Origin of the sequence: Salinibacillus kushneri (genome assembly GCF_900111405.1) — a bacterium.
Lineage (GTDB): Bacteria > Bacillota > Bacilli > Bacillales > Alkalibacillaceae > Salinibacillus > Salinibacillus kushneri.
Genome location: NZ_FOHJ01000005.1, coordinates 257,461 through 268,799 on the forward strand (window position 1 = coordinate 257,461; position 11,339 = coordinate 268,799).

Consider the following 11,339-nt stretch of genomic DNA (forward strand, 5'->3'; position numbering starts at 1 on the left):
TTACTCCTCCTGTTTCTTTTTAGAAATATTGTCTAAAAACGGTTGAGTAGTGGTTCCTGTTCTTCTAATATTCACGTCTGCTTTAAAATCTACATTCAAATCATTAACGAAAATATTGGCCCACTCTTCTTCAATCTTCTTCCACTTTTTCGGATTAGATTTACTAAGTAATTCCCCAAAGCCAAATATGTCCGCTTCTAAATCTCTTGCTTTTTCTAAACTGTCTTTCATAACATTTTTGGCTTCTTCAGCGAGTTTTTCTTCATACTTTTTAATCGTCTTCTGTTTAGTAAAATCAATAGTACATGAGATATCCGCTAAATTTGCTTCTGCTGTAAAATTAACTGTAATATTGGGGGTATCTCCTCTTATACTCCCCTTCATTTCTGTTGAGTTCTTATAGGCTTCAATAGTTAAATTCCCTTTATTCCCACAAGGAACGACTCCCACTGTATCATGAACATTATCTGTGATCATATTAAAGCCACGACTCTCATTTTCATCAAGCCAGCCTACCAGTTTTTCATTATGAAATACTCCAAGGCCACTTGATTTGATGGAAGTGTAAGATGGAACACTTTGTACATTTTCTATATTACTCCCCTTATTCAGATCACCTAAAATGAGCAGTTCTGTTAATACTGCCTCCTTACCTTTAGACGTCATTGAGGAAATCAATTCATCTAATTGAACAACTTTTGTAGGTGCCCAAAAATCTTGTGATGACTCTAAAGTAGAGAAGATTTTGTTGGCAGGAATCTTTTCAATGGGTGTTAAAATATTGACAATATCCTGTGCACCGTAACCGCGAGCGATAGCAAAATGAAAGTCCGTTCTCATCTCATGATCCCTAGATATAAAATCCAGGCTATCTGCAATTCCTTGTTTTGCATATTCTTCTCCAAATATAATGATGCGAATATGGCTTAAGTAAAGCTTTCTGGGAGTCAATGTAGTTAATCTTCGCAGGGATTCAAATAATGTATCACCTGTTGTCGTGAACGTAGTTACCGCTGTTCGTGACGTAAAGGATTGACCAGCGTTCTCACTCGGGTTAATCACCTGAACCGTCACTTTAATCCGGTCACCTTCCTTGTCAATTCCAAGAGCTGTCGCAATCGCCATATCCGTTAATTCTCTTGAACTCCAGCAACCCGATAAAATCGTTAATACCATACATAGGCCAATAGCTTGAAGCTTTTTTAGCATAGGCAAGTCTCCTACTTGTTAATTCTTGTTGCCTGGTGGTTTTGGAGAGGGTGTATTTTCTCGTACAACATTCTTTTTATTAATCAGCTTCTGTCTTTCTCTCATTTTCCAAAATGGTAAACGTAATAAGGTATCCTTCTGATCACTTGTAATAAATGGCCCCATTGGGGCAAGGTATGGAACACCAAAGGAACGCAGACTTGTAAGATGCAATATCATGATAATTAAACCTAAAATAATTCCAATCAGACCAAATACGGCAGCTAGTGTCATAAAACCAAAACGAAGGATGCGAATGGAAATCGTCATATTAAAGGCTGGTGTTACAAAACTGCTTATAGCCGTAAGTGATACAACAATAACCATAGCTGATGATACAATTCCTGCTTCAACAGCAGCTTGACCTAAAACAAGCGCCCCCACAATGGAAATAGCAGAACCTACTGCTCTTGGCATCCTTGTTCCTGCTTCCCTTAAGATTTCAAAGGTGATTTCCATCATTAAAGCTTCAAAAAAAGCCGGAAAGGGAACACCTTCTCTTTGCGCAGCCAAGCTAATCAATAATGGGGTTGGAATCATTTCCTGATGAAAGGTTGTTAATGCAATATAGGCCGACGGTGTTAATAAAGCGAGAAAAAAGCAAAGGAATCGAAGCAACCGCATTAACGATCCAATATCAGATCGTTGATAATAATCTTCTGTAGCCTGAAAATAATGTATGAATACTGTAGGCGCTAACAACGCAAAGGGTGTACCATCTACTAAAATAGCCACACGACCTTCTAATAAACCAGCACAAATGCTGTCCGGGCGTTCAGTATTATAAAGTGTAGGAAAAGGTGTAAACGTTTCATCCTGAATTAATTCCTCTATGTAGCCACTTTCCAGAATTCCATCGATATTAATGTTATCCAGTCTGCGATTAACCTCCTGAACGATGTCATCATTGGCTATTCCGTTGATATAGCAAACGGCTACTTCAGTATTTGATGTTTGGCCAATTTTTCTGGATTCAATCCAAAGATTCGGATTCTTAATTCTTCTTCGTATAAGACTTGTATTAGTCTTTAATACTTCGGTAAATCCTTCTTTAGGACCACGAACAACTGTCTGTGAAGATGGCTCCTCTATATTACGACTATCATAACCAGGTGAAGAGATAGCCAACCCTTTCATAAATCCATTTAATAGGAGAACCGTATTTCCTGATAATATTTGTTCAAATACAGATTTATAATCCATTACTTCGGTTACATCACTTGCAGCCAGGGATCTACTCTTCAATTGGGTTAAAATATCCTTTACTTCATGTGGGTTTTGCCCCTGATCAGTCGTACGGATATCTACCATCAGCGTTTCCATAATAAAATTATGAACAAAGTTTTTGTCCACTAAGCCATCTATATAAATAATAGCTGCCTCAACCGGAAAATCCGTACCAATTTGAAAGAATCTCGTCTCGAAATCTGCGCTACTTCCCATTGAGGATTGAATATACTTTACATCATCCTGAAGCATACCTAATAAAGGCTGTTGATGTTGGGAGGAGGTTTGCAGCTGGTCCTGATTCGGTTTCGCTGTCTTCTTTTTATATTTCCCCGTAAAACTCCAGAACTTTTTCTTCATCACTCCCAAACCTCCTTGAACACGTCTTTGAAGCTTATCTTTTGTTATAAATTGGCTTTCTATACAACTTGTGGGACTGTCACTAAAATGATCTTCCCTTAGTGAGAGACAGCTCCTAATTGATAAATTAATTCTGCTGGAGTAGTTGGATTAAGGTGGGCGTGGTACTGGTTGAGATTTTGCTCGTATTGATGTATGACATTATCATCCTGATAAAATTGCAACAGCCTTTTCTCAAATGCATCGTCATACTTCCAATCATAAAAAGGACTGGCTAACCCTAACTGACTTAACTGTTCCATATTCATTTCTTCCTGACCTGGAAGGGTATGATAAACAAAAATGGGTACTCTTTTAAATAAACTCTCACTGATTGTCACCCCACCCGGTTTGGTTATGATTCCATCACAGGAGTCATAAAGCTCATCCATTTTCTGACGAGAGGAAATATAGGGAATCGGTGTAACATTTGAATGTGGCAATTCTTTTAAGCGGTTATATAAAGAGTGATTTTTCCCGCACAATACGTGATAATGAATCCTTTCTTCTTTTACCTTTGTTACAAATTTTTGAATCAGCCCAACACCTAAATTTCCACCTGTAATCATAAAATTCAGCTTAGACGAATCTAAAGGCAGCCATGTATTTACTGAAGAAAACTGATGATGTACCGGAATACCTGTAACAAAAATTTCCGAATCCTTTACCCCTTTATCCAACAAAAATTCCTTCATCTTTAAAGAAGGAACAAAATGAAAATCAATATTATTTTTCCCCCATAATTGATGGATAAAATAATCGGTATAAACGTTTACTACAGGAGTCTGAATTCCCTTTCTTTCCTTTAGCTGACTTAATAAATATGAAGGAAGAGCATGGGTACAGACAATGATATCGGGCTGTTCCTCCTCTAAAATGGACTCCATTACATGAGTAAATAACCATTCATAATGGCGATAGCGCTTGTCCTGGTACTGATTTTCACAAACAATTTTGCGATAAATCCAACTATATGTCTGGGGAAAATGGTCAATCCATTTCAGATAAATGGTGGAAATCAACTGCTCCAATTTTCCATAACCATAATGCAAAATATCCACCTTGTGGCATTCAATTGTCGAATCTAATTCCATTAATCCATCAATTAGAGAATCCGCAACCTGATGATGTCCAGAGGAAATTTGTAAAAATGGGAGAAACAGGACCTTTTTCACCGTTATCCAGCTCCTACAACTTAGAATATTGACCTTTTTAGTTTGCAAAAAATATGAATTTCTATGCTACACCCAAACATAACTCCATCCTCTGGTAACACCTCCAATAATTACTAGTTCATACTTCCCAAAAAACTAGTATAATTGCTCATGGAGGTGTTTATATGAGTCTACTGATTATCTTTTTGTTATTTATCCTGATTATTGCAGGTTGTTATAAAGCTTATAAAAATACGCACAATGTCGCGATTAATCATATAACCATCCCAAATAATGATTCCTCTCACACCAACACTACACAACTAAACGTTCTTCAAATTTCTGATATGCATTTAGAAAATATTTCGATTTCCCCCAATGAACTCTATGAAAAAGTGAAAGATGAAGCTATTGATATCATTGCCTTAACCGGTGACTTTCTGGACCGAAAACGTACGATTCCGAAGCTTATTCCATACCTGAAAGTATTTCAGAAATTAAAACCTGAGTATGGTACCTATGCAATCTTTGGGAATCATGATTATGTTTTAAACGAAGAAAACTTTCATAAGCTTAAACAGGCTTTAGAGAAATATGATTGTTACACCTTACAAAATGAGAACACGTCTATAAACTTAAATGGACAAATCGTTAATATAATTGGTATTGATGATTTTAGTACCGACCGCAGTCAATTCAACCTATCTTATGAAGGACTGGGAAACGGCTATAATCTAGTCTTAACTCACGATCCTAATGCGGTATTGTACATGGAGGATTATCCCTATGATTACCTTTTATCCGGACATTTTCATGGTGGTCAAATTTTATATCCTAAAGCCTATCATCTGGCTAAAATGGGGAAACTGCCTAAAATGAATATGATAAAAGGATTGCAAAATTACCAAGGTAAAAGCTTCTATATCAGTGAAGGTTTAGGTCAAACAGGAGTCAACATTCGGGTTGGCAGTCGGCCTGAGATTACCTTCCATAGCATTTCAATTCCAGTAGTTCCTAAAACGAATGCAGTTAGTTAATTCAGGGAAAGGTGACTCTGATTCACATACAAACCGTCAAATGCTCATGATGTTGAGCGTTTGGCGGTTTGTTTTCTTTTTTTCATAACCTTTTCTAAAGGTCTGTGTATATAACTGGACAATAATTGATTTTTTGACATCAAAATATAATTCGGTAATGGCTGATTAACCATAGTTTTTAAGGAAGGTTTAGATAAAGATAAAATATGAATGGGGTAAAATGTCATTTTTTTTACCCATTTATAAATAGGACTTTGTATATTCCTGGTTTCAAAACCAAGTCGACTAACTCCTTTATTTAAAGATGTAATCCCTATTACAGCTTTAATATCATGGTGGCGTTTATGTGTAAGTACATAAGTAGCTAATCCCGGCATAGAATCCTTTACCCTTTCAAAGGCGAAAAATGCCTTTTTTATCTCACTTGTTTCATCCTGCAATTCGTGAAGCAGGCGCACATTATGCAAATGAATTTTGAGTAATAAATCATTCTTATTAATGATTGTTCCATCAGATAAAGTTAATGGACTACCCTTAAAACGAGTTAAACGTACTCGAAAGATATTACTGGTGCTGCCGTGATACTTTCCAATGTAATGGAGGCGTGTAAACCGGAAGTATACAGGATCTAAATATAACCATAGCCATAACATAAGTTTTCTCATATCCAATCCTTCCCTTTCTTTTAAGTGACATACTTATTTTATATAAAGCACGAGTATTTTATTTAACTAATTTTTAGCAACTGCACAGCCAGGACTTTTTCATCATTTTTATAAAAAACTAGATCGTTTGGGCCGTACGCACAATGTGGATATGGCTTTGTAGACGATGGAACCAGGCTCGAATAAGCATGCGTATTGTATAAGTGGATTTAGAGGGAAAACCGTATGTCACTTGTTAATTTGTGTCGAAGAGCCAATAAAATGTTCATGTTTAAACCCTTTTCTTAAAGTGGTCCATTTTTACCTTTTTTGTAAATTATGGTTTACAAGTTCATATGTTGACTACTCTCTTTTATTCCAGTAAGCTACTAGCTAGTTTTATCTTTTAGAATGATAGTTTCATAGGTTTAATTTTATCAAGTTTATCCATTAATAGGAGGGGAGTATGTTAAATCGATATTTTGTAATAATATTCATTACGTTATCTCTACTGCTACTAGGGTGCAATACCACTAGCAATACAAATGGAACCTCTACAAATCCAACTAATGAGGAGTCAAAAACTTATGAAGACAACTCTTTTGAAGTTACTTCTTTAAGTACGAAGAGTCACAGTCTTAAAGAAAAGGATATTGATCTACTTAATCTGAAAAAGAAAGAGAAGAATGAAAATAACCAAGAAGAAGTAAATGAAGATAACAAGAAAATCGACTTAAAAAAAGAACAAGTTCAAAAACAAGATCAGGATCAAATGAATCAGAAAAAGAAAAAACCATCATTCGAACCAACGAAACATAAAGCAACACTGCAAATTTCCACTCAGGCAGCAAATATCCGAAAAGGACCTCATACAAGTTATGCCAAAGTGACAACATTAAAGCAATATACTAAGCTGGATGCCTTTGAAAAAGCCAAAGTGGAAGGATTAACGTGGTATCATGTTTACATTGGTGAGCAGAAGAAAGGCTGGATTTCTTCTGCTATCGTAGAGAAATATGATCCAAACGCAAAAAAGAAGGTTGAAAAAAAATCATCCAATAAAAAGCTTCTATCTGCTCCATTAGTATCACAGATGCCTGAATTGCCACGGGGCTGTGAGGTAACAGCTTTATCAATGCTTTTAGGTCATGCAGGTGTTAATGTAGATAAAATGACATTAGCTGAGGGAATAAAAAGAGATTCAACTCCATTTACCCGAAAAAATGGTCAAGTTCAATTCGGAAATCCTAATGATGGTTTTGTAGGAGATATGTATTCCTTTGATAATCCAGGACTGGGTGTATATCATGGACCCATTGCTGATTTAGGAGAAAAGTATTTGCCTGGGAGAATCGTTGATTTAACTGGAAAAAACTTTGATACAGTTCTAAACCAACTTGATAATGGAAAACCTGTATGGGTGCTAACTACCAGCTGGTTCTCCCATGTTCCGGAATCCTATTGGGAAACGTGGAATACACCAACAGGAAAGGTTAAAGTCACGTATAAAATGCACTCTGTTTTAGTCACAGGGTATGACAATCAATATATTTATTTTAACGATCCACTTGCTAATCAAAAAAATAGAAAAGTGGCTAAAGACAGTTTTATTGCAGGCTGGAATCAAATGGGTAATCAAGCCATAACCTATAAATAAAGGAAATGCTGGATGTGTTTCGATAAAGAAACACATCTTTTTTATCGTATACGGTAGCTTAGTGGACATTCTTCAGAAATGGCCAAGTAAAGTCACCAGCGAGTCTTCCTTCACCTCAGTACAAGAGTCAATCGACTTGAATACGTTCGTAACTAAATGAACGACTCTACTTTTGTTCTGGTATAGAAATTAGTAGTAGCTAAATCATACTACTTAAAAATAGGGCTGATTCCTATGTTGATTACCTTGGAATCGGCCCCTATTTAATGATTAACTGTCGAGAACAGCCTTATAAATTTCAGGTTTTATTAAATCTTTTATTTTCTCTAGAGAAATCTGAAATGATGGGGTTCCCATCGCCCCGGGAGCGATTTCGTATTCATCAAAGACTACAACTAATTGCCGATCTTCGAAGTAAAAGGATTGGTTTTCCGTAACAGATTGAAATCCTTCCTCCCCTTCAAAAAACACCTCTCCTTTGTTTCTTCTTTCCTCAATAGCTTGTTTGATAAAGTCATTTATTACGTACTTATATTTTGACTCCTCCCGGAAGATATCAGAAAATGCAAGCTTTTTTGCCTGTTCATCGTTCAAAATATTTAGCGTTTGAACCTTTTGTATCCCGTTCGCTCCACCTTTATAAATAAAGGATTCATTGAGAACCGAAATGAATTCACCTTTTTTTTTAACCACAGGCTGTATATGGAGCTGAAAAGGACGCAAAGGCTGGCCCTTTTGCTCTTGCTCCCTGGCAAATTGAATGGCTTCTTTTTTAAATTCGTCGATTTTTTTCTTAGCTTTCGCCTTCATTCCATAATTAAATTTCACTTGAAAAACGTCATCCTTCATCCCTTTTATAGAAGGAATCTTTATATCTATTTCATATTCAGGCTCTTTTTCCTTTATTTCTTCATACTGAATCTTTATCGTTTCTGATTGGTCTTGTGAAGAAGCTTTCGTTTTATGGAAATCCTTCATTTCCCCTTGAATAATTTGTGGAACACTCCATAGGTATGTAAAAAAAACCATTCCTATGATTAACCCATTAAACCTATTGGCCTTCATTCCAAACCTCCTAATTAAGACGGACTTATTAGTAGTATTTGGAATTCAGGTCTAATTTAATCATAAAAGTACGTGATTTTTTTAACCGTCTATAAAAGGAGTGAGTACTTTATTAACTAAGGCGATCCTCTTCATCTCTACGTTCCATTTTGTCTCTTGGTACGTCATCTGCAGCATCACGTAAACGATGTGCCAAACGACTTGAAGCTGTAGCTGCTATACTTCCTACTATATCATCTAAAAAAGTATGAACCTGTTGGTTTCTTTTCGTATCCAACTTCTTAATGATACCTATTTTATCCTTATCCAAATATCCATAAGTGGTCAAGGCGATACTCCCATAGCCAAAGGTTGCTCCAAGAGCCAAAGTTTCATCCACACCAAATAATCCTTCATCAGTTTCGATGATGGATTGCAAAGGCTCTGAAAGCTTTTTTTCTTCGGCTAGTTTATCAAGCTCAATGCCAACTAAAATGGCGTGCTGGATTTCTCTTTTTTCTAATACTCGATCCACACTCAAAATACAGTCATCTATCGTTAATCCTTCATTGTAAGGATGTTGCATTTTATAAACAATCTCAGCAATATCGTCTAGAAGAACGCCACGATTAGTAAGAGCAGATCTAGCCGCCTGTTCCACCTCTTGACTTGGTACTTGTTTTACATCAGACATCTTTTCTTTCCTCCTTTACCTTACTATTTTCATTATAACATTAGGACAAAAGCAATGTACGACATCAACCATTCAGTATGTTAAAATAAAGTAAATGATTATCCATAAATGGGGGGTGTAAAGTTGGGGAGAAAGGGCAGGATGTTTGATAAAAGTATTCATAGTGAATATTTAAATGAATCGATAACCCTTCGTATCTATCAACCTGAAAATTATTCTTCTTTATATAAATATCATATTTGTATCATGCAGGATGGTAATGATTATTTTCAATTAGGCCGTGCAGCAACATTTATTGACCATCTGCATGAACGAGGAGATATCGAAAATACAGTTTTAGTTGGGATTCACTATAAGGACAAATATGATCGTCATGAAAAATACCACCCTGATGGTAGGAAGAATAACGATTACATAAAGTTTTTAAGGTTTGAAGTCGTCCCAGTATTAGACGACATCCTCCCCGGTTATTACTTAGGTTCTGCCCGCACATTAATAGGAGATTCTCTGGGAGGAACCGTTTCATTTATGACTGCACTTGCTTATCCGAATACATTTGGTAATGTAGTTATGCAATCCCCATATGTGGATGAGAAGGTGATGATGACAGCAAAAGCATCTGAAAATCTTTCTTTAATTAAGATCTATCATACAATTGGAAAGCATGAAACGAATGTGCAAACCACAAAAGGCGGAATCAAAAATTTTCTAAAGCCAAATCGTCAGCTAAGTCAATTACTGCAATCCAAAACTTCTGAATACACATATAATGAATTATCTGGAGATCACACCTGGAAGGCTTGGCAAAAAGATTTACCGAATGCTTTTATTTCTATATTTGGAAAAGCATAATGATTTTTTTAGAAAAGCAAGATTACTTTTTGCTATAATAGACATAGTTTGATCGCTATAAGGACCATAATTATTAAAGGAGGTACAACATATGAAATATGGAATTGCTATTTTTCCATCAAAAGAAGTGCAAGATATCGCTAACTCGTATCGTAAGCGTTATGACCCCAATTATGCATTAATTCCTCCCCATGTGACGATTAAAGAGCGCTTTGATGCCAATGAATCACAAATCAATGATATTGTTAAAGAATTAAGAAATATAGCAAAGGAGACCAAGCCATTTCCCTTAATTATAAAAAAGGTCAGCTCTTTTCACCCTGTGACAAATACGGTTTACCTTAAAGTTCAGCCTGTTGAGGAATTGGTTGAGTTAAGTGACAAATTGTATAATGATAAGTTTCCTAACGAACGTCAATTTGCTTTTGTCCCCCACATCACAATTGGTCAGGATTTGTCTACGGATGAACATTCAGATGTTTATGGCAGTCTAAAAATGCATCAATTTGATATAGAAGACACCATTGATCGTTTCCAGCTCCTCTATCAGTTAGATAACGGCTCATGGACCGTATATGAAACCTTTAAATTTGGAGAGGGTTAATCAATGAATCAGATGGATATCCAAGTCGTACAGAATGAAGACCAATTAAAAGATGCTTATAAAGTCCGAAAAATCGTATTTATAGAAGAGCAAGGGGTTTCACCTGATTTGGAAATGGATGAACATGACTCCAGTGCTACTCATTTTGTTGGGTATAAAAACGGAATACCTGTTGCCGCCAGTCGACTTCGTTATTTAGATCAATACGGAAAATTAGAACGGATTTGTGTTTTAAAAGAAGAAAGAAACCATCATTATGGCCAACAAATGATACAAGCTATGGAAGAGGTAATTAGGGAGAATCAATACAGAAAATCCAAGTTAAATGCCCAAACACATGCAGAAGGGTTTTATCAATCATTAGGCTATAAAACCATTTCTGATGAATTCATGGATGCAGGAATCCCTCATGTGACAATGGTAAAAACCTTGAAGACTAACTAAAATGATGTGCACCCCAAAAGTTAGACGAACTAATTCTAACTTTTGGGGTGTTTTTTGTGGTCAAATATGATGAAGGATTTAAGCAAAATGTAGTTAACGCTTATTTAGCTGGAGAAGGTGGATATGCTTCCTTGGCTAAAAGATTTGGAATTCGAAGTAAAACCAATATAAGAAAATGGGTCAGTGCTTTCCGACAGTTTGGGGAACAGGGTTTGACTACTAAAAAAGCATCTACGAATTATCCTGTTCAATTTAAATTAGATGTCATAAACTATAAGGTAAGAACAGGAGATTCCCTTGAAGATGTTGCTAGAAAATTTGGCATTACTGAACCG

The 11,339-nt window shown here is 36.0% G+C and carries 12 protein-coding genes; 6 read left to right on the plus strand and 6 right to left on the minus strand.

Going from position 1 to position 11,339, the window contains the following annotated elements; genetic code table 11:
• The 3 genes from BMX63_RS09625 to BMX63_RS09635 all read right to left on the minus strand — a co-directional run bounded on the left by BMX63_RS09625 (position 1) and on the right by BMX63_RS09635 (position 4,055).
• Entirely contained in the window at positions 1-1,209 is a 1,209-nt protein-coding gene (locus tag BMX63_RS09625; RefSeq protein WP_093134708.1) for a Ger(x)C family spore germination protein, read from the minus strand.
• Positions 1,210-1,227: 18 nt separating this feature from the next.
• Positions 1,228-2,835, minus strand: a complete 1,608-nt coding sequence (locus BMX63_RS09630) for a spore germination protein (RefSeq protein WP_093134775.1) — start codon at positions 2,833-2,835, stop codon at positions 1,228-1,230.
• A 98-nt stretch (positions 2,836-2,933) separates the two neighbouring features.
• Positions 2,934-4,055 (minus strand): MGDG synthase family glycosyltransferase, encoded by a 1,122-nt coding sequence (locus tag BMX63_RS09635; protein WP_425441471.1) that lies wholly within the window; start codon positions 4,053-4,055, stop codon positions 2,934-2,936.
• Positions 4,056-4,213: 158 nt separating this feature from the next.
• Between BMX63_RS09635 and BMX63_RS09640 the strand changes: the two genes are divergently transcribed.
• On the plus strand, positions 4,214-5,065 hold the full coding sequence (locus BMX63_RS09640) for a metallophosphoesterase (RefSeq protein WP_093134711.1): 852 nt from the start codon (positions 4,214-4,216) through the stop codon (positions 5,063-5,065).
• Positions 5,066-5,109: 44 nt separating this feature from the next.
• Here the strand turns inward: BMX63_RS09640 and BMX63_RS09645 are convergent, their stop codons facing one another.
• Positions 5,110-5,730 (minus strand): YkoP family protein, encoded by a 621-nt coding sequence (locus BMX63_RS09645; RefSeq protein WP_177167255.1) that lies wholly within the window; start codon positions 5,728-5,730, stop codon positions 5,110-5,112.
• Positions 5,731-6,175: 445 nt separating this feature from the next.
• On the opposite strand from BMX63_RS09645, the gene BMX63_RS09650 reads away from it, so the two are divergent.
• On the plus strand, positions 6,176-7,366 hold the full coding sequence (locus BMX63_RS09650; RefSeq protein ID WP_093134714.1) for a C39 family peptidase: 1,191 nt from the start codon (positions 6,176-6,178) through the stop codon (positions 7,364-7,366).
• A 270-nt stretch (positions 7,367-7,636) separates the two neighbouring features.
• Here BMX63_RS09650 and BMX63_RS09655 read toward each other — a convergent pair whose 3' ends face one another.
• Together BMX63_RS09655 and BMX63_RS09660 are read right to left on the minus strand one after the other, a co-directional pair.
• The gene (locus BMX63_RS09655) at positions 7,637-8,431 is read right to left on the minus strand and encodes a DUF3298 and DUF4163 domain-containing protein (protein WP_093134716.1); all 795 of its coding nucleotides are present in this window, start codon (positions 8,429-8,431) and stop codon (positions 7,637-7,639) included.
• A gap of 112 nt (positions 8,432-8,543) precedes the next feature.
• Complete coding sequence (locus BMX63_RS09660) at positions 8,544-9,104, minus strand: phosphatidylglycerophosphatase A family protein (RefSeq protein ID WP_093134718.1); 561 nt, start codon at positions 9,102-9,104, stop codon at positions 8,544-8,546.
• A gap of 123 nt (positions 9,105-9,227) precedes the next feature.
• Here BMX63_RS09660 and BMX63_RS09665 point away from each other — a divergent pair, with 123 nt between their 5' ends.
• The 4 genes from BMX63_RS09665 to BMX63_RS09680 all read left to right on the plus strand — a co-directional run.
• Positions 9,228-9,956 carry an alpha/beta hydrolase gene (locus tag BMX63_RS09665; RefSeq protein ID WP_093134721.1) on the plus strand — a complete coding sequence of 243 codons (729 nt, stop codon included), beginning with the start codon at positions 9,228-9,230 and terminating at the stop codon, positions 9,954-9,956.
• Between the two features lie 91 nt (positions 9,957-10,047).
• Entirely contained in the window at positions 10,048-10,560 is a 513-nt protein-coding gene (locus BMX63_RS09670; protein ID WP_093134723.1) for a YjcG family protein, read from the plus strand.
• 12 nt (positions 10,561-10,572) lie between these two features.
• Positions 10,573-11,004 carry a GNAT family N-acetyltransferase gene (locus BMX63_RS09675; protein ID WP_093134780.1) on the plus strand — a complete coding sequence of 144 codons (432 nt, stop codon included), beginning with the start codon at positions 10,573-10,575 and terminating at the stop codon, positions 11,002-11,004.
• Positions 11,005-11,060: 56 nt separating this feature from the next.
• The coding region (locus tag BMX63_RS09680) for a helix-turn-helix domain-containing protein (protein ID WP_143060137.1) at positions 11,061-11,339 on the plus strand (279 nt) is incomplete at its 3' end.

Coding starts and splice junctions, on each gene's coding strand:
- BMX63_RS09670 (WP_093134723.1), top strand. CDS start 10,048: ATGAAATATGGAATTGCTATTTTTCCATCAAAAGAAGTGCAAGATATC.
- BMX63_RS09660 (WP_093134718.1), bottom strand. CDS start 9,104: ATGTCTGATGTAAAACAAGTACCAAGTCAAGAGGTGGAACAGGCGGCT.
- BMX63_RS09645 (WP_177167255.1), bottom strand. CDS start 5,730: ATGAGAAAACTTATGTTATGGCTATGGTTATATTTAGATCCTGTATAC.
- BMX63_RS09630 (WP_093134775.1), bottom strand. CDS start 2,835: ATGAAGAAAAAGTTCTGGAGTTTTACGGGGAAATATAAAAAGAAGACA.
- BMX63_RS09640 (WP_093134711.1), top strand. CDS start 4,214: ATGAGTCTACTGATTATCTTTTTGTTATTTATCCTGATTATTGCAGGT.
- BMX63_RS09675 (WP_093134780.1), top strand. CDS start 10,573: ATGGATATCCAAGTCGTACAGAATGAAGACCAATTAAAAGATGCTTAT.
- BMX63_RS09625 (WP_093134708.1), bottom strand. CDS start 1,209: ATGCTAAAAAAGCTTCAAGCTATTGGCCTATGTATGGTATTAACGATT.
- BMX63_RS09650 (WP_093134714.1), top strand. CDS start 6,176: ATGTTAAATCGATATTTTGTAATAATATTCATTACGTTATCTCTACTG.
- BMX63_RS09655 (WP_093134716.1), bottom strand. CDS start 8,431: ATGAAGGCCAATAGGTTTAATGGGTTAATCATAGGAATGGTTTTTTTT.